Genomic DNA, 23,871 nt, shown 5'->3' on the forward strand with positions numbered 1-23,871 from the left:
ATTAATAATGAAAAACCTAGCTATTTACTAGCTAATATTATTATAGCATGATTTTTTAAAAATGCAAACTTTTTTCACGAATTTTTACATCCTTTTGTTTTCAATATTTATAAGATAAATTTTCGTTTTCCTGAAATTATTTTATTTGTATTTGTCTACTTCTTTTTGAAGTTTTTCTGCATGCTCGCTGTCTCCCAATAAAACTAGGGTATCATCTTTTTTTATTTTCCAATTTGCATCTGGATTTATAACCATTTCTCCATCTCTTTTATAAGCTATTACCATCATTTTATATTTTTTTCTAAAATCTACTTCTATCAAATTTTTTCCAATTATTTCTTTGAAAGCTTTTAATTCTAGCATAGAATAATCATCTGAAAAATGGAAAAATTGTAGAAGATTTGATCCTGCAATGCTTCTTGCAAGCTTTTCTCCCATATCAATTTCTGGAAAAATTATTTGATCTGCTCCAATTTTTTCAAAATTCTTGCGTGATTTGTTGATGTTGCTTTGGCTATAATTTTTTCTACATTATGGTCTTTGGCAAATAAAGTTGCAGCCATTGACGCCTCAAGACTTTCTCCTGTTGCTATTACTGCCACATCAAAATTTCCAATTCCTAATTCTTCTAGCGCTTTGTCATTTGAAATATCGCATTGGACAGCACTTGTTACTTTGTCTGAAATATTTTGAACTAAATCATAATCTTTGTCCACCGCCATAACTTCTAATCCGTCTTCAAAAAGTTTTGTTGCAACTCTTTCTCCAAATCTTCCGATTCCTAAAACTATTACACTTTTTATCATTTTTTTCTCCTAACCTATACTAATATTTGCTTCTGGATATCTTATATATTTTGTTTTTGATTTAAGTCCAATTGAATAAGCCATAGTCATTGGACCAATTCTTCCTAGATACATACTTATTGTTATCAAAATTTTTCCAAGTGTTGACAAGTCCCCTGTGATTCCTCTACTTGCTCCAACTGTTGCAAAGGCTGATGAAACTTCGTAAGAAATATCAATTACTTTAAAATTTTCGCTCAATGACAAAATAAAAATAACTATAAATATAAGTCCCAAATAAACCATTATAATTGCAAGTGCCTTTCTAATGATTTTTGGTTCTATATGTTTTTTAAAAATTGTAACTTCATCTTCTTGTTTAAAAATTGAAATTGTTGATAAAATTAAAACTCCAAAAGTTGTTGTTTTTAATCCACCAGCAGTTGATCCTGGGGAACCACCTATTACCATCAAAATTATCAAAAGCAAAACACTTGTATCGTGCATTTGATTTAATTTTACAGAATAAAATCCCGCAGTTCTTGCAGAAACTGATTGAAAAGCTGATTGCATTATGGAATTTTTAAATCCTTCCTTATACAAAACTCCACCAGCTTGGCTTTCGATTAAATAAAAAGCAAGTGTTCCTATAACAATAAGACTTGCACTTATTATCAAAACTAGTTTGGCGTGAGTTGATAATTTTTCGAAAGATTTTTTCCTAAAAATTTCTGCTGTAACCATAAAACCAAGTCCGCCGATTACAACCAAACTCATAAGAGTTATATTTATTAAATTATCATTTCTGTATGGATAAATTGAATCTCCCAAAAGATCAAAGCCTGCATTACAAAAAGCAGAAACCGAATGGAAAATAGAATACCACAAGCCCTTTGCCATTCCAAAAATCGGCACAAAGCGAAGGGATAATAAAATTGCTCCCAAAATTTCTACTAAAAAAGTAAAAACCAAAACATATCTAAATAATTTCATAATGCCTTGGAGGGTGTCAATATTTAATTGTTCTTTTAAAATTTGTCTTGACTTTAATCCTATTTTTTTTCTTAAAAGTAAGGGAAAAAGTGTAGCCAAAGTCATTACACCAAGTCCTCCTATTTGAATGAAAATCAAAATCAAAATATGACCGTAGGTATTCCAATGTTCAGCCGTATTTACAGTTGTAAGTCCTGTAACGCAAGATGCAGATGAGGCAACAAAAATTGAATCAACTAAATTTGTAGCCTTGCCACTTCTTGTAAAAATCGGCAAAGATAAAATACATCCTCCAATAATAATCAAAATTGCAAAACCCAAAGTCAAATACAAGGGTGGATTTGATGTAATTTTATCTGATAATTTTTCCAAAAAATTTTGTTTATTTTTACTAATATTTCTCATTTTCTTTCCTTAAATAAAACCAATAAATTTAAAGCCTATTTTAAAGCTTATCTCATCTAATTTTATACCCTAGATTATAAATGTCAACACAAAGACAAAAGACTTTACAAATAATTTATTTTTTTGTTTTATATTATTTTTGAGGGTATAAATTAAAAAAGCAGATTGGAGTTTTTTATGAAAAAATATTATTTTAAGGAAAAATTTTTTAAAATTACAGATAAGTATCCGATTTTAGATGAAAACGGAAAGGAAGTTTTCTTTTTTGACCAAGATTTTAAATTCGTAGGTTATGAGGCGAAATTAAAAGATATGGATGGAAATATTTTATTTAATATTTCCAAAAAAATTCTTTCTTTTCTCCAAACTTATTATGTTGATTTTTGTGATGGAAGTCGTATGGAAATAAATCAAAAATTATCTTTTTTAAAAAGGAAAGTCGATGCTTTTTATGATGGAAAAGAATTAAATTTAAAAGGCTCTTTTATGGACCATGATTTTGAAGTTTATTACCAAAATAATTTGATTGCTGATATGAACAAGAAATTTTTTGCTTTTAGCGACCAATATGAGCTTACGGTTTATGACGAAAATTTTACTTTAGTTTTGATTGCCCTTTGTCTTTGCATAAATGAAATGAAAAATAGAGATGATGCTGCAGCTAACGCTTCAAATTAAAATTGATTTTTAAAATATTTAACATATAATTATATCAACAAGAGGGAGTAGCTTAATTATTCAATCGTCATTACGGTTTAACCCGGTTGAATAAACCACTTGGTAGCAAGACTTTTGGCGATGTGCCAGAAGTCTTTTCTTTTTGTAAAGAAAAAAATTAAAATAAAAAAATTTAAGGAGGTAGGAATGGACTATTTAGGTCAAAAAAATGAAATTGTAAAAAAACTTGACTCAGATAGCGCAAGAGGCTTGTCAAGCGAACTTGCAGCAAAACGTCTTGAAGAAAACGGCCCAAATAAAATTGAATCTAAGAAGAAAAAATCTCTTGGTAAAAAAATCGCCGAGCAAATCATTGATCCTATGGTAATTTTATTGATAGTTGCATCAATCGTTTCAGCTTTTACAGGCGATAAAGTTGAATGTTTTATAATTATTGCTATCGTTATTATCAATGCAATTATGTCAATTATTCAAGAAGGAAAAGCTGAAGATTCTGTTGAGGCCTTGCAAAAAATGTCATCGCCTGAGGCAAGCGTAATTCGTGATGGCAAAAAAATAAAAGTAAAAGCAGAAGAATTGGTTGTGGGAGATGTTGTCGTAATTGAAACTGGCGATATTGTTCCAGCTGATATGCGTTTATTAGAATCATCAAATTTAAAAATCGACGAGTCTTCTCTTACTGGAGAATCTGTTGCAACAGAAAAAAATTCTGAGGCTGTTTATGACAGCGAAGTAGGAATTGGCGATAGGGAAAACTTTGCTTTCTCATCAACAATTGTAACTTACGGACACGCAAGAGGAATTGTTACTCAAACTGGTTCTGACACAGAAATGGGAAAAATCGCATCAAGCCTTCATCAAGTTGAAGATAAGGATACGCCATTACAAAGACAATTAAATAAATTATCAAAACTTTTGGCAATTCTTGTAGTTGTTGTTTGTATAATTGTATTTGTTGTTGGATATTTTAGAACTGGCGATTCGCTTTTAGATAATTTAATGGTTGCAGTTTCTCTTGCAGTTGCAGCAATTCCTGAAGGACTTACAGCAGTTGTAACAATAGTTTTATCAATCGGAATGAACAGAATGGCAGAAAGAAAAGCCATTGTAAAATCCTTGGTTTCTGTAGAAACTCTTGGAGCAACAACAGCAATTTGTTCAGATAAAACTGGAACTTTGACTCAAAATGAGATGACCATTACAAAAATTTGGACAAATGAAAAAGAATATGAAGTTGAAGGGAGTGGATACGAACCAAAAGGCCACATAAAACTTGACGATGAAAAAATAGAAGATGAAGAAAATATAAAACTTCTAATGAAAATTTCGACTTTATGTAATGATGCTGATTTGGTTTTGGAAAATGACCAATATAAAATTATTGGAGATCCAACAGAAGGCGCTATGCTTACATTTTCTGAAAAATGGGGAATTGTTCAAGAAGATTTAGAAAAAAAACATCCAAGAATTGAAGAAATTCCTTTTGATTCTGACAGAAAAATGATGACAACCTTCCACAACGTCGAAGAAAATTATAAGGCAATGACAAAAGGCGCTCCGGATATAATAATTTCAAATTCTTCAAAAATTTTATTAAATGGAGAAATTGTAGATTTCACACAAGATTTAAAGCAAAAGGCAATGGATGAAAATAAAAATCTTGCCAAACAAGCTCTTCGTGTAATGGCTTACGCCTTTAGAGAATTTGATTCAATAAAAAATGAAGATTTAACAAGCGAAAATATAGAAAGAGATATGGTATTTGTTGGACTTACTGGAATGATAGATCCACCAAGACCAGAAGCAAAAAAAGCAGTAGCAGAATGCCACTCATCAGGAATTGATGTTGTTATGATTACTGGAGATTATTTAGAAACAGCCTTCGCAATCGCAAGAGATTTGGGAATTGCAGATTCCAAAGACCAAGCAATTGAAGGAAAAGAATTAAATAATATGAGTGATGAAGAAATTAGAAAAATTGCCAAAGAAAAAAGAGTTTTTGCAAGAGTATCTCCACAAAATAAGGTGCAACTTGTAAACGCCCTCCAAGAAAACGGCGAAATAGTTGCCATGACAGGAGACGGAGTAAACGATGCTCCAGCAATTAAAAATGCTGACATAGGAATTTCTATGGGAATTACAGGAACTGACGTTGCAAAAGATACAGCAAATATGATTTTGGTTGATGATAATTTTGCAACAATTGTAAATGCAGTCGAAGAAGGAAGAATAATTTTTGCAAATATTAGAAAATTTGTTTCATTCTTACTTTCATGTAACATAGCAGAAGTTTTGATTGTATTTTTGTCAATTCTATTTGGCCTACCTTCTCCACTTACACCAATTCAATTACTTTGGTTAAACCTAATAACAGATGCTTTCCCAGCACTTGCCCTTGGAGTTGAGCCTGGAGAAAAAGATATAATGGAAAGAGAACCAAGAGATCCAAAAGAATCAATAATTTCTGGAGATTTGAGAAATTCACTAATCGTTCAATCACTAGCAATTACCTTTGCAGTTTTGATGTCTTATATAATAGGATTAAAATTAATCTTCCCAGGAAATATAGAAGGAGCTCACACAATGGTTTTTGCAACCTTAATCACAAGCGAGCTTTTGAGAGCATTTTCTGTAAGAAGTACAAAATATACCCTAAAAGAATTGGGAATCGGTTCAAATAAACAATTAATAAAAGCAAACATCCTATCATTTGCCCTACTTTTAATAGTAATGTACGTAGGACCATTAAGATATTTATTTGAATTAGAATTAATAACCTGGCAATGGATAATAATTTTAGCCCTTGCCTTTATCCCATTAATTTTAGGAGAAGTTCACAAAATTAGCGTGAGAAAAAAATAAAATAATTTTAAAAAGCAAGAGTTTTAATTCTTGCTTTTTTTTGATTAATTAGTATAATGTAATTGACAAAAAGTTATGACAAGATAATGATAATCACAAAAAAGCAGGAGGGCAAACTCCTGCTTTTTTATTTTGGGCTACTTATCGTTAAAATATCTATCTAGCCACTTGCAGGTAAAATGACAAATTATTCCTGCCAAAATAGATATTATTAAAGTTATGACATAATCTATGATAATCACCCCCTAACTGTTACCAGTATAGGTTAACGATAACAAAAATATTATATCACAATTTAAACTTCACAGTTTACGAGTTGAATTCATTTTAAAAATATTCTATTGCTTTTTTCTTATATTTTAGTATAATGAAAGTACTAAGAGATATGAGAAGATAAAATCAATCATAGAAAAAGCAGGAGTTGTCGCTCCTGCTTTTTTTTGCCTAGTTATCGTCAATCAATATATCTATCTAAAAATTTGCAAATATAATGGCAAATTATACCTGCTAAGATAGAGAGCACTAGAGATATGAGCAAATCAATCACCCCCTAACTGTTACCAGTATAGGTTAACGATAACAAAATTATTATATCATAATTTTATTCTACAGTTTTAGCTTAAAAAACTCTTGTTGATTTTTATTTTTAAATAAGTATATTATTTTTGAGTAAAGGAATATATATTCATGGAATCAAAAAAAGCAGGAGGGCCAACTCCTGCTTTTTTATGCAATTTTACAATTTAAAAATAATTCCAAAAAGTGCGCCCATCCCTATTATTAATAGTGGATGGATTTTTTTGTATTTTCTTAATAAAAATAAAAATCCTAGGAACAAAATAAGTTGAATTAATTGAAATAAATCTAGAAAATTTCCTGTTTTTTCATATAATTTTACGTTAAATAAGGAAATTATCATTACATTTAACATCGCTCCCAAAATAAGTCCTGCTGTTGATGGCCTTATATATTCAAAAGCATTTTTTACTATAATTGATGTATTAAATTTATCCAAAGATTTTGCTATTATTAAAATTATAATTATTGCAGGACTTATTAAAGAAATACTTGCAAGGATTGCTCCAACAATTCCGTAGGCTCTATATCCTGCAAAGCTTGCAACATTTATTCCTATTGCTCCGGGCGTTGATTCTGAAACGGCAATCATATCTAATAATTCTTCGCTTGTAAACCAATCGTAATTTTCTGCCATTTTTTGCAAAAATGGAAAAGTTGCCATTCCTCCCCCAATTGCAAAAAGTCCAGTTTTGAAAAATTCCCACATCAACCTAAGCATATTTGCCTCCAAAAATAATTCCAAAAATTCCACAAGCTATAACAATAATTATTGGCGAAATAGAAAAAATTCCTATCGCAATAAAAGTTAATAAAAAATTAAAATTTTTATTTTTGTATCAGCAGTTTTTTTTACCATATTTATTACAGTATTTAAAACTAGAGCTGAAACTGCAATTCTAATTCCAGCAAATGCGTGTTTAATTAAAATTATATGAGAAAATGCTTTTAAGAAATTTGCAATTATTGTAATGATTATTATTGATGGAGTAATAAAACCTAGTGATGCAACAATTCCTCCAAGATTTCCTTTTCTTTTTCTCCCACAAAAAGTCGAAGTATTTACAGCAATTATTCCTGGAGTTGTTTGACCTATTGCGTAATAATCTAAAATTTCTTCTTGGCTAATCCATTTTCTTTTGTCAACCAATTCTCTTTGTAAGAGCGGAAGCATAGCGTAGCCTCCCCCAAAGGTAAAAGCGCCTATTTTAAAAAAAGTTATGTAAAGCTCAAATAATATTTTCATTTTAATTTCTCCTTTGTATTTTATTATAGCACAAGGCAGAGGTCAGGCTAAATCTCTTGATTTTAAGCTTTCTTGCAGTATGATTATTTAATATATGTAAAGAAAAACGAAAGGGACTTTATGAATTTAACTTTATCAAATTCTTATTTAGAACACTTAGAAGAAATTAAAAATTTATATATAGAAGCTTTCCCAAAAGCTGAAAGAAAACCTCTAGACCAAATTATAAAAGTTTGCGAAAATTCTTTGGGAAGAATTATTCCGATTTTGCTTGACGATGAATTTGTAGGAATGTTTATCACCTTGGATTCGGATTTCGACGATACGCTTTTGATTGATTATTTTGCCATAAAAAGCGATTATAGGGGGCTAAGTCTTGGTTCAAAATCTATAGAACTTTTGAATGAAAGAGAAAATAAAACAATAATTATTGAAATTGAACCTTGCGTTGAAGATGCTTGTAATCTTGTTCAAAGGCAAAAAAGAAAGAATTTCTACAAAAATTTGGGCTTTAAGCAAACTGACATAAACATTTCATGGTTTGGAGTTGATCTTGAGCTAATGAGTTTAAATAAAACTATAAATTTTGAACATTATATGAATCTATTAACTTCAATTTTCCCAAAATCTTACATTGAAGATAATATAAAGCTTGCATAAGAAAATTTTAAGGAGTTTTTATGAAATTATTTTTTGATTGCGATGGAACTATCCTTGATTCCATGCACATTTGGCTAGAACCAATAGCGAAACTTTTAAAAGAATATAATTACAAACTTACAACCGAAGAGAAAGGAAAAATTGAAGCCTTATCATTTTTGGATACAGTAAAATGGTTAAAAGAAAATGTCTGCACAGACAAGAGCGAAAAAGAAGTTTTAGATTATTTTTCTTCTACCATAACAGATGCCTACAAAAATCATTTGTTAGCAAAAGATGGAGCTGTTAAAATTTTACAAAAATTAAAAAACGATGGCTATGATATGTGTATTTGTTCATCAACTGACAAAATGCATCTAGAAAATGCCCTAAGAAGACTTGGCATAATAAATTTATTTGATTTTATCCTAACTCCAGATAAATTTCCTTACAAAAAAAGCGACAAGGAATATTGGCAAAAGGCACTTGATAATTATAAAATTGATGCAAAAGACGCAGTTTTATTCGATGATGCCCTTTATGCAGTAAAATCAGCCAAAAAACTTGGAATAAAAACCGTAGGCATAAAAGATTTCCCATACAACAAAAACGAATGGGACAAAATAAAAAACAAGCAGATATGGTAATTGATAATATCAAAGATATTGATATAGAAAAAATTAAAAATCTATAAAATAAAACCACCTAAAGGTGGTTATTTTTTTGAATATTTTTCTTATTTTAAAAAATCATCTAAAATCTATAACTTTTAAATTCTTTTTCATTTTCTTTTTCAAAAGAAAAAGTGAAAGAAGTCCTTTTATAATTGATGTTATTGTCATTGATAGCCAGATTCCCAAAACACCAAAATATGGCATTAATAAAATTGATATTGGAATTCTTGCTGCATTAAATATTATCGAAATTGCTGATGGCGTTCTTGTATCTGACAAGCCTTGGAAAATTCCTGTAGAACCTATTTCTAATGCCATCATAAGTTGGCTTGCTGAAAGAATTGCCAAATATTTTGCACCCAAATTTATTGTTTCCAAATCGCCTGGCACAAAAATTTCAAATAAATAATTTCTAAATGCAAACAAAATAATTGTAGCAATAATTCCAATTGCCCCTACAAGTTTTAGACTTTCTTTGACGCCTTTTTTTACCCTATCCATTAAGCCTGCTCCGTAATTTTGTGCGATTAATGATTGAACTACAACTTGGCATCCTTCTGTTGTTTTCCAAGAAATTGATTCGAGCTGACTTCCTATTGAATAAACTGCAACTGGTTTTGGTCCAAAATTTGCCATTAATTTATTTAAAATCATAGTTATTAGAGCGTGTATTCCGCTGATAAAAGCAACGGGAAGTCCTAGTTTAAAAATTCTCACTTGCCATTTTGTTGAAAGTGTAAAATTTTCAAGAGAATCTTTTATTACACCAACTTTTCTTTTCATAACAAATAAAAATATAAAAAATACAGTTGCTTGTCCCGTAACAGTTGCTATTGCCGCACCCCTTATTCCTAATTGAGGAATTGGTCCAAGACCAAAAATAAAAATCGGATCAAGAACTATGTTTAAAACCAAACCAATTGTATTTATTTTAAAAGGAGTAATACTTTCTCCAATCGAATAAAATGATTGGGAAAAAATCGGATTTAAAAATACAAATATATAACCCAAAGCTGTTATAGAAAGATAAGCATTTGCAAAATTTGAAACCTCTGCTCCTAGTTTATAAAAATCTATAATATAAGTTTTGAAAGTAAATATTAAAATTATGTAGATTATTGAAGTAATGCTTCCTTGCAAATATCCATTTTGTAAAATCAAAGACGTAAGTTTTTTATCTTTTCTTCCATAGGCTTGAGCCGCATAAACTCCTCCGCCAATTTTTGCAATCAAAGACAAAGCCTCAGCAATCCAAGCCAAAAAATAAGAAACTCCAACAGCAGCGACAGCATTAGAGCCAAGTCTACCAATCCAAATCATATCTACCAAAGTATAGGCGATTTGGACAAAAGCTGTAAGAGTTAAAGGAATGGATAATTTTATTAAAGATTTTCCAATATTTTCCTTTGTAAGATCAATATTTTTTCTTTTCTCCATAGGCATCTCCTTTATATTTTTCAAAATTTTTTATCAAATCTATTAGACTAATTAAAAATAATTATTTAAATCTCTATAATCTCCTAAATTTTACAAAAAAGGAATTTAATTGTCAATATTTATCAATATCAAAAACAGATTTTTTGAAATTTTTAAAAATTTATAATTTATTTAAAAATACTTCCTTTGACTTTTAAAATTTTAAAGAAAAAACTCCTAATCATTTTGATTAGAAGTTTTAAAAAATATTTACCAGTTTTTTATTTTTTATTCTATTATAAGAGAAGTTTCTGGATCAAAGAGATAGGTTTTTTCCATATCAAAAGCAAATTTTACTTCTTGTCCAACTTTTGCTTTTGTTGATGGATTTACTCTTGCTGTTATTTGATCTTCGCCTAAATCAAAATACAAATAAACTTCTGCTCCCATTAGCTCAAATACTCTAATTTTTGCATTTATTATTGAGCCATCGCTTGCTTTTTCTAAAAAGTCTTCTTCGTCATAAATTGATTCAGGTCTTATTCCAAATACAACTTTTTTTCCTATATAATCCTTATCGATTAATATGTCTGCTTTTTCCTTTGGAAGTTTTAATTTTAAATAATCATTTTCTACGAATACTTCTTCGCCTTCTTTTACCGCTTTAACATCTATCAAATTGATTTGTGGTGAGCCTATAAAACTTGCAACAAATAAATTTTTTGGATGATCGTAAAGATTTTGTGGTGTATCAATTTGTTGAACAACTCCATCTTTCATTACAACTATTCTTGTTCCAAGAGTCATTGCTTCTGTTTGATCGTGAGTTACATAGATCATTGTTGTTCCCAATTTTTGATATAATTTTGAAATTTCAATTCTCATTTGAACTCTAAGTTTTGCATCAAGGTTACTTAATGGCTCATCCATCAAAAATACTTTTGGATTTCTAACTATAGCACGTCCCATAGCAACTCTTTGTCTTTGTCCACCTGATAATTGTTTTGGTTTTCTTTTTAATAGATTTTCTATATCCAAAATCTTTGCTGCTTCTTTTACTTTTTTGTCAATTTCATCTTTTGGCACCTTATTTATTTTTAATGAAAATGCCATATTATCATAAACTGTCATGTGTGGATAAAGAGCATAATTTTGGAAAACCATAGCTATATCTCTATCTTTTGGTAGAACGTCGTTGACAACTTTCCCATCAATTTTTAGCTCTCCAGAGCTTATATCTTCAAGCCCTGCTATCATTCTAAGAGTCGTAGATTTTCCACAGCCTGATGGTCCTACAAAAATTATAAACTCCTTGTCCTCTATTTCCATATTAAAATCTTTTACAGCATGAAAGCCGTTGTCATAAATTTTATTTATATTTTTTAAACTTAAATTTGCCATTTTTTCTCCTTTAATATTAAAATTTACAGGGTAAATCTATAATATTATGAATTTATTTCCTATTTTTTTCTATAATTTCTTTCAAAAATTCTTCTTTTTCTTTTAATTTTTCCATTGATTTGAATTTATAAGACCAATTTTTTTCATCCAAGGTGGCTGGTGTATTTATTCTTGCTTCTTTGCCCAAGCCCAAAATATCTTGTAGAGGAATTATTACATATTCGCTATCGCACCTCATTGCAAATTCAAAAAAATTATCGTAAATATTTTCGTTTCTTATGCCGATTTTTTGGAAAAGTTTGTTTATATTTTCTTTTTCTTCTTCGCTTAAATCTTCAAACCAATCCATAATAGTTTTGTTATCATGAGTTCCTGTATAACAAATCGAATTTTCTGGTGCGTATATATAATTTTTTTCAGTTGCTCTTATATCTGTTTGAATTATTACCATTCCTTTTAGGTTAAAATAATCTCTAAGCTCAAAAACTTCTGGTCTTATTTCGCCTAAATCTTCTGCAATAAATTCTACATCTTTCAAATCTTTTTTTATTTTTTCAAACAATTCATAGCCAGGTGCAAAAAGCCATTCGCCTTCTACGGCTGTTTCATTTTTTGAATCTATTACCCAATAAGTATCAAAGGCTCTAAAATGGTCAAGCCTTACTATATCGTAAAGTTTTCCGTTATAGGCAAGTCTATTTATCCAAAAAGAAAAATCATCTTCTTTTATTTTTTCCCAATTATAAATAGGATTGCCCCATCTTTGTCCTGTAGCTGAAAAATTATCTGGTGGAACACCCGCTATTAATTTTGGATTGCCATCTTTTGTTATTTCAAAATATTGTTGATTTTCCCAAACATCAAGGCTATCAAGTCCTACATAAAAAGGAATATCTCCAACAATTTTTATGTTATTTTCGTTGGCATAAGCCTTTAATTTCATCCATTGTTTGTAAAAAATATATTGAACAAAAATTTCATAATTGATTTTGTCTTCATAAGGTGTTAAATCGAATTTTTTATCTACAATCCAATTTTTCATCTCATCTGGCCATTCATTCCAGCTTCTTAAATCATTTTCTTTTTTTAAAGTTATAAAAACGCCATAATTATACACAAAATCAAATTTCAAAAAATCTTCGTAGGCTTTTGTTTGATTTTCTTTGGTTTTTTTAAAATTTTCGTAGGCAATTTTTAAATATTTTTCTTTAAATTTTCTTACAAAATTATATTCAATTCTTTCTTTTTGTTCTATTTTTTCAGCCCTTTTTTCAAGCAGTCCGTCTTCATATAGCAAGTCTAAACTTATATAAATTTCATCTCCAGCAAATGAGGAATATGGCTGGTAGGGAGAATTTCCATATCCTAAGGGATTTAATGGCAGAATTTGCCACATATCGAATCCTGATTTTTTGATTATATCTATAAAATCAAATGCAGCTTTTCCAAAATCTCCAATCCCATTTTCTCCATTTAGACTTTGAAGGGGTAATAAAATACCTGCTTTTTTCATTCTAACTCCTTACTAACAATTGGTGCTGTTGTTTTTCCTACAAACAATTCAGCATCAAATTCCATTATCTTTTCATACGGTTTTTTCTTTATTATTTTAAATAAATCTTTTACTGACTCATAAGCAATTTCTGATGCTGGTTGGACTATGGTTGTGATTGGTTTTAATAAATATTTATTTATTTCCAATCCATCAAAACCTGCAACTGAATAATCTTGCGGAACTTTTTTACCAAAATCATCTATTGCCTTAATTGCTCCCATGGCGACTACATCAGATATTGCAAAAATTGCTGTGCATGGAATATTTTTTTTCACAATTTTTTTGCCTACTTCATATCCGTGTTCCATGGAATAGGGATTTATTCCCTTTTTGGGATAAAAAATTAATTTTTCATCAAATTCTATCTCATTTTCTTCTAGGGCTTTTTGGTAGCCCATAAGCCTTAACTTTCCTATACTTTGATCTTCAATTCTTGGCGCTATAAAAGCAATTTTTTTATGCCCAATGCTTATCAAATAATTTACTATTTTTTTGCTTTGAACAAAATCATCTACGCCAAGACAAGCTGATTTTTTTATTTTTAAATCTTTATTTATTATTGTCGTCATTGTAAAAGGAATTCCCAAAGAATTTAATTTTTTTCTATCTTCTACAAAATATCCGCCCAAAAATATTATTCCTTCAGGCTTTAAATTTTTTTCAACTTTATAAGCTATATCAATCTCACTTAAATGTTCTTCTACTTTTTGTAGGGCAAAAGTGTAACCAGCTTTTGTTATTTCTTCTTCGAGAACCTTTAACATTGGTGTAAAAAAAGGATTTGTAATTCCTTTTATGAGAACTGCTATTGTTTTTGTTTTTGTAATTTTTAAATTTCTTGCATTTTGATTTGGCACATAACCTAAATCATCAATGGTTTTAAGAATTTTTTGCTTGGTGGCATTGCTTATTTCTCCACCATTATTTATAGCTCTTGAAACAGTGCTCACACTTACCCCACACATAGATGCTATGTCTTTTATGGTTACTCTTTTCAATTTTTTATCCTTTAATTGCTCCTGCCGCAACTCCTTTAACTATGTGTTTTTGCATTGTCAAATAAAATACTATAACTGGCAACATACTAAGAACAAGCATAGCCATCATAGCTCCCAAGTCTTTGTTTCCATTACTTCCTACAAGCATTTGGATTACAACTGGAATTGTTTTGTATGGAGTACTTACTCCTATTACAAGATATGGAAGAAGATAATCATTCCAAATCCACATTGTATTTAAAATTGCAACTGTAATTGCTGTTGGTTTTAAAATCGGAAGAATTATATAAAAGAAATGTTTTATTGGCGAACATCCATCTATCATAGATGCTTCTTCGATTTCTATTGGGATTGATTTTATAAATCCTGAAAACATAAATACTGAAAGCCCACTTCCAAATCCTAAATATAAAACAACCATGCCGATTGGATTATTTAAATGTAGAAAGTCTGCAACTTTTATTGTTGGAAACATAACCATTTGGAAAGGTACTATCATTGAAAATACAAACAAGTAATAAATCACTTGTGTAAATTTATTTTTTACTCTTGTTAAATAATAAGCAGTCATTGCTGATAAAAGTACCACTACAAAAACTGAAATTATTGTTATAAAAAATGACCAACCTGCAGCTTGGAAAAATCCTGTTCTTGCAAGTCCAGAAACATAATTTTCAAGCCCTGCAAAAGTATCTCCTGTTGGAAGTGTAAAAGGAGAATCGCTTATGAAAAATTTTCCTTTAAAGGAATTCATAAGGATAAAGGCAATAGGAAATAGGAAAATCCCAAGTAGAAATAACATTATTACAAACAAAATTGCATTTATGGTTTTTTCTTTCATTATTGTTCCACCTCTTTTTCTCTGGTAAGTCTGATTTGAAGATAGGCAATGGCTGCTACTATAATAAAGAAAATAACCGCTTTTGCTTGTCCAACTCCTTCAAATCCATTTCTTGAAAACATAGTATCTACTATATTCAAAGCTAACATTTCCGTCTTATACAATGGTGCTCCTGCTGTTAAAGCAAGGTTTTGATCGTATAATTTGAAACTGTTTGTTAGTGTTAAAAATGTACAAATTGTAATTGATGGCATAACCATTGGAATTGTTATAGATTTTAAAGTTTGCCACTTACTTGCTCCGTCAATTTCGGCAGCTTCTATAAGTGATGGTGGGACATTTTGAAGACCTGCTATATAAATTACCATCATATAACCAATCAATTGCCAATTCATAAGTATTACCAAGCCCCAAAATCCATATTTTTGATTTGCTAAAAGCGTTTGTCCAAAATTTAATAAAAATGAATCAATCATAACTTGCCAAGTATAACCAAGGACTATTCCACCGATTAAGTTTGGCATAAAAAATACAGTCCTAAATAAATTTTTGCCTCTAATTTTTCTTGTAAGAACAACAGCTAGGGCAAAGGCTATAACATTTATAGAAATTACACAAACTATAGTAAATAAAACCGTAAAAACAAAAGCTCTACCAAATCTTTGTCCGCTTGATAAGGCTGTTACATAATTTTGAAAACCTACAAACTCAGAATTAAAAATTGTAGTGAATTTTGTAAAAGAAAGTCCGATTCCAAGTATAAAAGGAATAATAAAAACTATACAAAATACTAAAAAAGTAGGTAATACAAAAAATGGGAAATATTTTTTCAATATTTTTTCCATAAAAACCTCCTTTATGGATTTGTTTTAAAAAAAGTCTGAATGCAGGATTGATTTTTAATCAAGCTAACATACATTCAGACTATTTTTTTCTATCACAAAGATAGATTAATTTAACCTATAATCTTTTTTGGCTGCTAATTTTTTTATTTTGCAGCAGCTTTTTCATCTTTCCATGTTTTTACAAAAGAATCTTTAACTTCATCCCATTTCATTTCTCCAGATGCATATTGTCCTAGAGCTTGTCCAAAGAAATCTTTGAATGCTTGGCTTGGGAATGATGTGAAGTTCCAATCAATATTATATAAGTCTTTGTCAGACATATATTTTACAACTTCTTTTGCAAGAGGATCTGATGGTTGATCTTTTTCTTCAAATGTATCGAAAGGTGAAATAAATCCTAAATCTTTTGTTACAAATTCTTTTCCTTTTTCAGAAGTAAATAACCAAGTTAAAAATTCTTCTGTAGCTTTTTGATCTTCTTTGCTAGCTTGTGAATTTACAGAGAAGAAGTTTTCTGTACCAACACAGATACCTTGTTTTTCTTCGCCTTTAACTCCTGTATAGATTGGTAAGAATTTAATATTTTCTTCTTTTACTTTGTTTCCAGAAACTTCAGAAATTTGGCTCCAAGCCCAGTTACCATTTTGAACAAAAGCAGCTTTTTCAAGAGCAAATTCAGCCATAGAATCTGTAACAGCTTTTCCAGTTAAAGCATTTGGATCAACTGTAGAATTTTTAATATAAAGATCAAAAATATTTTTGTAATTATCAGCATATTTGAATTTAACTTCATCCATATCTTTTACTTTATTATCTTTATATTCATAATAAATTGGTAAGTTTGCTAAGTGAGTTTGCCATCTCCAATCTTCACCTGGTTTTAAAGATGTAGAAGCAAAGGCTCCATCGATGCCAAGCTCTTCTTTTTTAGCTTGCATATCTTCAGCAACTTCTTTTAATTTTTCAAAATTTTTGATTTCATCAACACTTTTAATCTTTGCACCGTCAAGGCCTATATATTTTTGTAAAATTGCATCGTTGTAGATAATTCCATATCCTTCAACTACATAAGGAATACCAAATACTCCTTCTCCATCCTTAACAGCAAGTTCTTTGTCGATAAGATGTTTGTAAAGTTCAGAATCTTTCAAATCTTTTGTGTAATCTTTCCAATTTTTGTAACCAATAGGACCGTTGATTTGGAAAAGAGTTGGTGCATCCTTTTTAGTAATTTCCGCTTTCAAAGTAGATTCATAAGTACCACTTGCAGCAGTAACAACTTTTACAGGAACACCAGTTTCATCAGTATAAGTTTTTGCGATTTTGTTCCAAACTTCCTCAACTTCAGGTTTAAAGTTTAAATAATAAACAGAACCCTTTGCACTTTCTCCGCCTTCTGCATTAGAATTGCTGTTGTCAGCATCATTTTTTTGTCCACAAGAAGTAAGAGCAAGAGAAGATGCAAGCACTAAAGCAGTTGTCAATAACGTTTTCTTCAATTTCATAAAAAATATTCCTCCATTTTATTTTCCAACTAACCAAAAACATTTATAAAAAGAAAACTCCAAAAATCCCTCTATTAATATTTTTTTAGAATTTTTCAATTTCTTTGCATTTTCAAAAAATTTAAAGCAAACAGTTTTCGGTATCGTTTCCGTAAATTCACTATATCATATTCCAAAATAAAAATCAAGACTTTTTTTCAAAAAATTTAAAAATTTTCAAAAAATAAAATCCCACAATTCCAAAGACTAAAAAGAAAAATAAAATTTTAAAAAAATTTTTCCAAAAAAATTATGAAATTTTTTTTAAAAAATAAAAAATATTCATCAAAAAAATAATGATTTCCCTAAGATTTTTACTTCAAATTATTTTATCCAATAAAAAAAGACCATAAGGCCTTTTTACAATTTATTAAAAATAATATCCAATACTCATAGTAATTGGAAAAGCAAGTATTAAAAAAATATTTAAAAACGATAATATGATATTTCTATTTTTTATAGAAAAAAGCATTCCAATTATTCCCAAAATCGGGCAAATAAATATAGTTGCAAGTCCTAATGGCCTTAGTCCATTTCCTAAAATAAATTCCAAGCTATCAACTGGCAAAAATATTGCAACAACCCATATTACAATTCCCAAAATAAAAATTGGTACTTCAACTTGTCTTTTCATATCTCCTCCTAAATTAAATCGCGAAAACTTGTAAGCATTATAGCGCCAAAACCAAGTATGGTTAAAAATCTAAAAACAAATTCACTTTTTTTAAGTTTTCTTTTTTATAAAAGTTTTATAAGTCAATCCAAATAATATCATTGTCGAAAATATAGCGTTTGGTCCGCTGGTATTTAAATTTTTTACCCATGATATTATCATGACAAGAATATAAGAAAGACTTGCTCCTATAATTTGAAAATTTCTTGTCCTATCTTCCATATTTCTCCTTATTATTTTTCAAACTCAAATACTTACTCTCTCTTTTAAATTTTTACCCCAATAAAAAATATTAAATCCAATTTTATAATATAAATTTTAAAAAATAATTATATTATTTTCTTTAATAAATTAGATAAAACAATTAAATGTGTTATTTTCACAAAAAAGGAGCTTACGCTCCTTTATCTACTTTTTTCTATTTTTTTCTGGCAAATATTTCCAGTATTTTTTTGGCATATTTTCTATCATTAGTTTTTTATTTTTTCTTTCTTTTATAGCTATAGCATCGTAAAATCCTATCCATAGATTTTGAAAAAATTCTTCCTTCTTACTTTCTTTTGTATCAAGATTTAATATTTCTACCACTTCAAAATTTCCATAAATTGATACAAAAGCCTTGTTTCGATTTTTGTCGTATATTACAATTTTTTCCTTTGGCATTCTTTGTAAAAAATGTCTGGACAAATCTTCTAAAATATCGTTGTGGGATTCGTATTTGGCAAATAAAAATCCTTCTTGGATTTCCTTAAATCTCAAAAGCCCCTTAAAGGCATGAGCCTCTCTGCTGTAATTTTTTACCATTTTATTAAAGGCTATTGCGTATTTGTTGGTTGATTTTGTGATTTTTTCTCCTTTTATAAAGGCAAGTTTTATAAGCCTTGCAATTATCGTGTCCTTGTTTTTATAATCTGATTTAAAGGCTATTTTTATATCATAATAAAATTCTTTGGAAATATTTTTCTTTATGGAATCTTCAACTCTTTTTGCTTTTTCAAAATCTGTTTTTATATATTTTTGGTCAAGAAAAGAAATTTGATCTTTTTCCCTTTCTATTTTTATTTTGAAAATTTCTTTATATTGTGTAAAAATTACCGTCAAAAAACCTTCAAAAGTTCCGTCATAAACTATAATTTTCATATTTCACCCAAAAAATGATAATTGCTCAAAAGATTTTGGAGCAGAAAGGCTTATCCTGTCTTTTAAATCTTTTTGGTCTTTGACTTTTAAACCTTGGTACTTGCCATTTACAGTTATAAAATTTCTGGCTTTTTTTACAGAAATATTTAAGGCTTTCAAATGCCAATATTCAAGTTTTCTGTATTTTCTTGCATTTACAATTTTTCTTGCAGAAATTATTCCGATTCCTGGAATTTTAATTAAATCATCAAAGCTCGCCTTGTTGATTTCCATTGGAAACTTCGAAATATTATTTATAGCCCAATCTGTTTTGGGATCTATTCTTAAATCAAAATTTTTATTTTTCTCATTTAATAAATCAGAAGATTTAAAACCATAAAATCTCAAAAGCCAATCAGCTTGATAGAGTCTATGTTCTCTCAAAAGTGGAGCTTTTTTTATATCTTTTGTAAATTCACTTTTTACAACTGGAACAAAAGCTGAATAAAAAACCCTTTTTAATGAATAATCGTCGTACAAATTTTCCGCCCTACTCACAATGTCAAAATCACTTTCCTCATCTGCTCCTATAATCATTTGGGTTGTTTGTCCTGCCGGAAGAAATTTTGGAGTATGCTTGTATAATTTAATCTCATTTTTCCTTTGGACAATTTTTTTATTGGCAAAATCCATAGAAGATTCAATCGCCTTTATAGATTTTTGGGGAGCTAGAATTTTTAGAGATTTTTCTAGAGGAAGTTCCACATTCACACTCATCCTATCCACCAAAAGTCCCATTTTTTTGAGCAAATCAGAATCAGCGCCCGGTATTGATTTCATGTGAATATAGCCATTGTAATGATATTCATTTCTCAAAATATCAGCAGTTTTTATCAAAAGCTCCATTGTATAATTTGGATTTTTTGTAACGCCAGATGATAAAAATAAACCTTCAATATAATTTCTCTTGTAAAAATTAATAGTCAAATCAGCAACTTCTCTTGGAGAAAATTCCGCTCTCTTTGTGACATTTGATGACCTATTGATACAATATTCACAATCGTAAATGCACTTATTAGTAAATAAAATTTTTAAAAGAGAAATACATCTGCCATCCTCACTCCACGAATGACAAATCCCAGCAAGATGCCCATTGCCCAATCCTTTTGAAGAATTTTTTCTACTAGAACCCGATGAAGAACAAGACACATCATACTTGGCAGCATCCGTCAAAATTTTCAATTTTTCTAAAGTATCCATAGCCTACTCCTTTTAGACTCTTAATGTCTTATTATTATATAAGATTTTTTTAAAACTTTCAAGAAAATATCTTCAATAAGCTATTTGACACAAAATATTTTTTAACCTATTATAAAGATAAAGCAAAAAAGAAAGGAATATATTATGAAAACAAATCTATTAATAATAATAATTTTACTTGCAAGCTTGGTTGTAAACATCCTACTTTTAACAAAATACAAATTTGGCGACAAAAGAGATGCCGAAATTTTTAATTACACATCAATCCACACCCTTATAGCCTTTACAATCTACCTAGTTCTAGAAATATTTTTTTCATTGATAAGTAAAAAATCAAGTCCAGATTCCTTTACAAATCTTTTTATAATTTCCTTTTTGTTCTTGGTAAACCAATTAATGTATAGGAAAAAAATCAAATAATTTAAAATGAAATAAAAGATTAAAAATAAACACAAAAAAAATCGACTTTAAAATTTCTTTACAATTTAAAGTCGATTTATTTTATATGTCCACTAGCACAGGATTCTGTTTTTGGTTCAATCACTCTTATGTCCTTTCTTTTTTCATATTTCTATATTTATATATTAAATATCTTAGCACATTGACAGTTTTTGTATATTTTTTTATTTTATGGGAAAACTTCCTCCTAACAAAATCTTTATCTATTCAATTGTTAGCTTGCTTTTTTTCTATTTATCCTATAAACAAATCTTTTAGAAAAATGTCAGATGGCTCTACTTTAACAATTAATTTCCACCACTTTTTCCACAAAAACCTATATTATTTTCTTTTTTTAAATAAAGCTTCACTATTATAAAGTTTTATAATATAAGATTTCAGATTTTAAATCCATTTAAATTTTTATAGTATAAATACATTTATAGCTTTAAATCTCATATATTACTATAAACTTAAGCATTTTTATTATCCATGCTAGTGGACTATCAGAAGATTTTATCTTCTGTTATTATAATAATACCCAGTGAAATCGATTCTAAACATTTTTTTTAAAATTTTTTAATTTTTTTGAAATTTTTAAATAAAAATTTATTTTTTCCCCTTATTTTTTATCGATTCGCCTATTGCTTTTTGTAATAATTTTAAATATGCATCATTTGCCTCTTTTTCTCTGTAAAAATGAACTCCGTCTGTGCCTTTGTAATATTCTGGGTGGGCCATAGCTTCTTTTTCCCAATCCATTATTGTTATGAAATCATATTTTTTTCCTAATTCTTTCATGGATTTTGTTGTTTTGTGAGGGTGTTTGAAGCGATCGTCAAAACATGTTACTAATATTAGTTTATGGTTTTTTGGTAGTGTTTTTATTATTTCTTCAAGGCTTTCTTCAGGATCTTTTATTGAGTTTGTTCCAAGGGCTATTACAAGAGTTGAGCCTAGTGTTCCTTCTTTTTTCATTTGTTTTATAATTTTACTTGCTGAATCAAGGGATCTATTTCCTTCTGCATCTACATATAAATTTTCTATATTTTCTTGTAAAAATTCTCTGTTTCCCAAAAGTACGCTGTCTGCTATTACTGTAATTGGAGCCGATTTTTCTTCTTCGATTTCTTTTTTTATTTGCCTATCTAGGCTTTCTTTGTCACGTTTTATCTTATCAATGTCCTGTCCTATTGATTTTTCATAGATCGTTTTTTCTATATCTATCATATTATCTGATTTTTGATCTATAAAATATCCTGAAAAAATTGTAAAGACTAAGATTATTACTATAAAACTTTGGATAAATATTTTATATTTATCATAGGAAAATTTCTTCTTTCCAAAAACTTTAAGGTCAATTTCAAATTCATCTTTATTAAATAAAGTCTCAAATACGTAGTAATTAAATAAAACTAAAAGACTTGTTATAATTAAAATTATTAAAAAAGCCCACCATTTTTTTGTAAAACTTGTAACTATTACATAAACTGGCCAGTGAAAAAGGAATATGCTATATGAATAGGCTGATAAATTTTGTATTATTTTTCTTTCTTTTAAATCTTTGTTGGAATATGCAATAATTATTAAAATTATTGTAGTTAAATCAGAAAGCAAAAATCCCAAACAGTAGGTAAGTTTATTATTATATGAAAATAAAAATGAAATTATTAGCAAAAATAATGAAAATCCTATGGTTGGTTTTAGGTATGGAATTTTTTTGTAAGAAAATCTTTTTACAAAACAAGCTAGAAATGATCCTAAAACAAAGGAACCCATTCGACTTAGGTCAAAAAAGTATACAAAGGATATTAATTTTTTATCTTTCAATACAAGAATTATCATCAACAAATATGAAAATAAATAAAGAATCAAAGATATTTTCATCAAGGCTGTTGAAAATCTTTTTTTGAAGTGATCTTTGTCCTTGTATTTTCTATAAAGAAATGATAAAAACAAGGGCCATAATATATAAAAATGGACTTCTATAGCCAATGACCATGTTGGCATAAACAAGCTTTTTATAAATTGTCCCTCGTATGATCCTCCCCTAATTATTTCAAAAATATTATAATTAAAGGAAAGAGCGGAAATAAATTGATCAAAATATCCTACTGCAAAATCCTTGTTTATAAAAAATGCAGATATATTTGTTAAAAAAATCATCAAAAGAAGTGGTGGGAAAATTCTTACAAATCTTTTATAATAAAAATTTTTTAAATCAATATCATCTCCACCGTATATTTCGTCAAGCAAGTGAAAACTTATCAAAAATCCTGACAAGACAAAAAGAACATTTACTCCCAAGAATCCTCCTGGGATAAAACTTGTAAAAAGATGATAAAATACCACCAAAAATATTCCCAATAATCTTATGTAGTCCAATCCCTTAATTCTCATTATCTTCTACCATCTTCCAAGTTTTTCCTTCTTTTTTATATACGCTTCCATCTTTTAATTTGATTTTTATATTTTTATTTCCCTTTTCTTTGTCAAAATCACAAATATAGGTATAATCTTGATTTACAAATTTACCCTTACCGTTAAATCTGCCTTCTTTAAAATCTCCAATATATTTTCCATCAGAAGTTTTGAGTTCTCCTTTTCCTTCAAATTTATTTTTTACAATTTCCCCTTCATAAAAAATTTCATCATTCACCTTATAATTTGAAACTTTTTTTGGTATTATTAAAAATAAAATATATACAAAAGAAAGCACAATCAAAAATCCAATAAGTATTCCTAATTGTGAATTAAATTTTTTCCTATCCATTTTCTCTCCCCTTATATTTATAGACTTATTATAACAAAGTATCAGAATTTTTTAATGTTTTCCCTAAAATTTTTTATAAAAACGCCCGATTTCGATAGAGAAATAAAGAAGAAAAACTATTTTTGGTAACGTTTGTCTATTTTATTTAAT

23 protein-coding genes are annotated in these 23,871 nt (G+C 28.8%); 5 read left to right on the top strand and 18 right to left on the bottom strand.

All coding sequences use genetic code 11. The annotated features are described in order from the left end of the window. Positions 1-141 precede the first annotated feature (141 nt). The 3 genes from HGAG_RS12235 to HGAG_RS10045 are packed head-to-tail and all read right to left on the bottom strand — an operon-like array spanning position 142 to position 2,183. Entirely contained in the window at positions 142-438 is a 297-nt protein-coding gene (locus HGAG_RS12235) for a TrkA C-terminal domain-containing protein (RefSeq protein WP_244263860.1), read from the bottom strand. 17 nt (positions 439-455) lie between these two features. Further along, positions 456-806 carry a potassium channel family protein gene (locus tag HGAG_RS12240; RefSeq protein WP_244263861.1) on the bottom strand — a complete coding sequence of 117 codons (351 nt, stop codon included), beginning with the start codon at positions 804-806 and terminating at the stop codon, positions 456-458. A 9-nt stretch (positions 807-815) separates the two neighbouring features. Further along, a complete protein-coding gene (locus tag HGAG_RS10045; protein ID WP_019119019.1) occupies positions 816-2,183 on the bottom strand; it encodes a TrkH family potassium uptake protein in 1,368 nt (455 codons plus the stop codon). Positions 2,184-2,360: 177 nt separating this feature from the next. Between HGAG_RS10045 and HGAG_RS10050 the strand changes: the two genes are divergently transcribed. Next, a complete protein-coding gene (locus HGAG_RS10050; RefSeq protein WP_019119020.1) occupies positions 2,361-2,861 on the top strand; it encodes an LURP-one-related/scramblase family protein in 501 nt (166 codons plus the stop codon). Between the two features lie 186 nt (positions 2,862-3,047). Continuing rightward, a complete protein-coding gene (locus HGAG_RS10055; RefSeq protein ID WP_019119021.1) occupies positions 3,048-5,723 on the top strand; it encodes a cation-translocating P-type ATPase in 2,676 nt (891 codons plus the stop codon). A 736-nt stretch (positions 5,724-6,459) separates the two neighbouring features. Here HGAG_RS10055 and HGAG_RS10060 read toward each other — a convergent pair. Both HGAG_RS10060 and HGAG_RS11045 read right to left on the bottom strand, forming a co-directional pair. Then, positions 6,460-7,020, bottom strand: coding sequence for a chromate transporter (locus HGAG_RS10060; RefSeq protein WP_019119022.1), 561 nt, complete (start codon positions 7,018-7,020; stop codon positions 6,460-6,462). Positions 7,021-7,107: 87 nt separating this feature from the next. Further along, the gene (locus HGAG_RS11045; RefSeq protein ID WP_019119023.1) at positions 7,108-7,545 is read right to left on the bottom strand and encodes a chromate transporter; all 438 of its coding nucleotides are present in this window, start codon (positions 7,543-7,545) and stop codon (positions 7,108-7,110) included. 120 nt (positions 7,546-7,665) lie between these two features. On the opposite strand from HGAG_RS11045, the gene HGAG_RS10070 reads away from it, so the two are divergent. Further along, the gene (locus HGAG_RS10070) at positions 7,666-8,205 is read left to right on the top strand and encodes a GNAT family N-acetyltransferase (RefSeq protein WP_019119024.1); all 540 of its coding nucleotides are present in this window, start codon (positions 7,666-7,668) and stop codon (positions 8,203-8,205) included. A 20-nt stretch (positions 8,206-8,225) separates the two neighbouring features. Continuing rightward, entirely contained in the window at positions 8,226-8,831 is a 606-nt protein-coding gene (locus HGAG_RS11050) for an HAD family hydrolase (RefSeq protein ID WP_019119025.1), read from the top strand. Positions 8,832-8,933: 102 nt separating this feature from the next. Here the strand turns inward: HGAG_RS11050 and HGAG_RS10080 are convergent, their stop codons facing one another. The 11 genes from HGAG_RS10080 to HGAG_RS10130 all read right to left on the bottom strand — a co-directional run bounded on the left by HGAG_RS10080 (position 8,934) and on the right by HGAG_RS10130 (position 20,510). After that, a complete protein-coding gene (locus HGAG_RS10080) occupies positions 8,934-10,295 on the bottom strand; it encodes an MATE family efflux transporter (RefSeq protein ID WP_019119026.1) in 1,362 nt (453 codons plus the stop codon). 267 nt (positions 10,296-10,562) lie between these two features. Next, the gene (locus tag HGAG_RS10085) at positions 10,563-11,675 is read right to left on the bottom strand and encodes an ABC transporter ATP-binding protein (RefSeq protein WP_004839663.1); all 1,113 of its coding nucleotides are present in this window, start codon (positions 11,673-11,675) and stop codon (positions 10,563-10,565) included. A 52-nt stretch (positions 11,676-11,727) separates the two neighbouring features. Then, positions 11,728-13,188, bottom strand: coding sequence for a 4-alpha-glucanotransferase (gene malQ, locus HGAG_RS10090; RefSeq protein WP_019119027.1), 1,461 nt, complete (start codon positions 13,186-13,188; stop codon positions 11,728-11,730). Beyond that, positions 13,185-14,228, bottom strand: a complete 1,044-nt coding sequence (locus HGAG_RS10095; protein ID WP_019119028.1) for a LacI family DNA-binding transcriptional regulator — start codon at positions 14,226-14,228, stop codon at positions 13,185-13,187. The genes malQ and HGAG_RS10095 overlap by 4 nt, the downstream gene beginning before the upstream one ends. 4 nt (positions 14,229-14,232) lie before the next feature. After that, positions 14,233-15,069 (bottom strand): carbohydrate ABC transporter permease, encoded by an 837-nt coding sequence (locus HGAG_RS10100; protein WP_004839659.1) that lies wholly within the window; start codon positions 15,067-15,069, stop codon positions 14,233-14,235. Next, positions 15,069-15,914: a carbohydrate ABC transporter permease gene (locus HGAG_RS10105; protein ID WP_004839658.1), complete on the bottom strand. Its 846-nt coding sequence runs from the start codon at positions 15,912-15,914 to the stop codon at positions 15,069-15,071. Before HGAG_RS10105 ends, HGAG_RS10100 begins: the two co-directional genes overlap by 1 nt. 143 nt (positions 15,915-16,057) lie before the next feature. Further along, a complete protein-coding gene (locus tag HGAG_RS10110; protein ID WP_019119029.1) occupies positions 16,058-17,419 on the bottom strand; it encodes an ABC transporter substrate-binding protein in 1,362 nt (453 codons plus the stop codon). Positions 17,420-17,828: 409 nt separating this feature from the next. Continuing rightward, complete coding sequence (locus HGAG_RS10115) at positions 17,829-18,092, bottom strand: hypothetical protein (protein ID WP_004839655.1); 264 nt, start codon at positions 18,090-18,092, stop codon at positions 17,829-17,831. A 90-nt stretch (positions 18,093-18,182) separates the two neighbouring features. Then, a complete protein-coding gene (locus HGAG_RS11055; protein ID WP_019119030.1) occupies positions 18,183-18,353 on the bottom strand; it encodes a hypothetical protein in 171 nt (56 codons plus the stop codon). 186 nt (positions 18,354-18,539) lie between these two features. Next, positions 18,540-19,271: a TIGR03915 family putative DNA repair protein gene (locus HGAG_RS10125; protein WP_019119031.1), complete on the bottom strand. Its 732-nt coding sequence runs from the start codon at positions 19,269-19,271 to the stop codon at positions 18,540-18,542. 3 nt (positions 19,272-19,274) lie between these two features. After that, complete coding sequence (locus tag HGAG_RS10130; RefSeq protein ID WP_019119032.1) at positions 19,275-20,510, bottom strand: putative DNA modification/repair radical SAM protein; 1,236 nt, start codon at positions 20,508-20,510, stop codon at positions 19,275-19,277. Positions 20,511-20,654: 144 nt separating this feature from the next. Between HGAG_RS10130 and HGAG_RS10135 the strand changes: the two genes are divergently transcribed. Further along, positions 20,655-20,930 carry a hypothetical protein gene (locus HGAG_RS10135; RefSeq protein ID WP_019119033.1) on the top strand — a complete coding sequence of 92 codons (276 nt, stop codon included), beginning with the start codon at positions 20,655-20,657 and terminating at the stop codon, positions 20,928-20,930. A gap of 627 nt (positions 20,931-21,557) precedes the next feature. Here the strand turns inward: HGAG_RS10135 and HGAG_RS10140 are convergent. Further along, the gene (locus tag HGAG_RS10140; protein WP_019119034.1) at positions 21,558-23,348 is read right to left on the bottom strand and encodes an acyltransferase family protein; all 1,791 of its coding nucleotides are present in this window, start codon (positions 23,346-23,348) and stop codon (positions 21,558-21,560) included. Further along, positions 23,338-23,721, bottom strand: a complete 384-nt coding sequence (locus HGAG_RS10145) for an MORN repeat-containing protein (RefSeq protein ID WP_019119035.1) — start codon at positions 23,719-23,721, stop codon at positions 23,338-23,340. The genes HGAG_RS10140 and HGAG_RS10145 overlap by 11 nt, the downstream gene beginning before the upstream one ends. Between the last annotated feature and the right edge of the window lie 150 nt (positions 23,722-23,871).

This window comes from Anaerococcus obesiensis ph10, assembly GCF_000311745.1.
Lineage (GTDB): Bacteria > Bacillota > Clostridia > Tissierellales > Peptoniphilaceae > Anaerococcus > Anaerococcus vaginalis.

Coding starts and splice junctions, on each gene's coding strand:
- malQ (WP_019119027.1), bottom strand. CDS start 13,188: ATGAAAAAAGCAGGTATTTTATTACCCCTTCAAAGTCTAAATGGAGAA.
- HGAG_RS10085 (WP_004839663.1), bottom strand. CDS start 11,675: ATGGCAAATTTAAGTTTAAAAAATATAAATAAAATTTATGACAACGGC.
- HGAG_RS10110 (WP_019119029.1), bottom strand. CDS start 17,419: ATGAAATTGAAGAAAACGTTATTGACAACTGCTTTAGTGCTTGCATCT.
- HGAG_RS10145 (WP_019119035.1), bottom strand. CDS start 23,721: ATGGATAGGAAAAAATTTAATTCACAATTAGGAATACTTATTGGATTT.
- HGAG_RS11050 (WP_019119025.1), top strand. CDS start 8,226: ATGAAATTATTTTTTGATTGCGATGGAACTATCCTTGATTCCATGCAC.
- HGAG_RS10045 (WP_019119019.1), bottom strand. CDS start 2,183: ATGAGAAATATTAGTAAAAATAAACAAAATTTTTTGGAAAAATTATCA.
- HGAG_RS10060 (WP_019119022.1), bottom strand. CDS start 7,020: ATGCTTAGGTTGATGTGGGAATTTTTCAAAACTGGACTTTTTGCAATT.
- HGAG_RS12240 (WP_244263861.1), bottom strand. CDS start 806: ATGATAAAAAGTGTAATAGTTTTAGGAATCGGAAGATTTGGAGAAAGA.
- HGAG_RS12235 (WP_244263860.1), bottom strand. CDS start 438: ATGGGAGAAAAGCTTGCAAGAAGCATTGCAGGATCAAATCTTCTACAA.
- HGAG_RS10115 (WP_004839655.1), bottom strand. CDS start 18,092: ATGAAAAGACAAGTTGAAGTACCAATTTTTATTTTGGGAATTGTAATA.
- HGAG_RS10100 (WP_004839659.1), bottom strand. CDS start 15,069: ATGAAAGAAAAAACCATAAATGCAATTTTGTTTGTAATAATGTTATTT.
- HGAG_RS10070 (WP_019119024.1), top strand. CDS start 7,666: ATGAATTTAACTTTATCAAATTCTTATTTAGAACACTTAGAAGAAATT.
- HGAG_RS10125 (WP_019119031.1), bottom strand. CDS start 19,271: ATGAAAATTATAGTTTATGACGGAACTTTTGAAGGTTTTTTGACGGTA.
- HGAG_RS10105 (WP_004839658.1), bottom strand. CDS start 15,914: ATGGAAAAAATATTGAAAAAATATTTCCCATTTTTTGTATTACCTACT.
- HGAG_RS10055 (WP_019119021.1), top strand. CDS start 3,048: ATGGACTATTTAGGTCAAAAAAATGAAATTGTAAAAAAACTTGACTCA.
- HGAG_RS11045 (WP_019119023.1), bottom strand. CDS start 7,545: ATGAAAATATTATTTGAGCTTTACATAACTTTTTTTAAAATAGGCGCT.
- HGAG_RS10130 (WP_019119032.1), bottom strand. CDS start 20,510: ATGGATACTTTAGAAAAATTGAAAATTTTGACGGATGCTGCCAAGTAT.
- HGAG_RS10080 (WP_019119026.1), bottom strand. CDS start 10,295: ATGGAGAAAAGAAAAAATATTGATCTTACAAAGGAAAATATTGGAAAA.
- HGAG_RS10050 (WP_019119020.1), top strand. CDS start 2,361: ATGAAAAAATATTATTTTAAGGAAAAATTTTTTAAAATTACAGATAAG.
- HGAG_RS10140 (WP_019119034.1), bottom strand. CDS start 23,348: ATGAGAATTAAGGGATTGGACTACATAAGATTATTGGGAATATTTTTG.
- HGAG_RS11055 (WP_019119030.1), bottom strand. CDS start 18,353: ATGGAAGATAGGACAAGAAATTTTCAAATTATAGGAGCAAGTCTTTCT.
- HGAG_RS10135 (WP_019119033.1), top strand. CDS start 20,655: ATGAAAACAAATCTATTAATAATAATAATTTTACTTGCAAGCTTGGTT.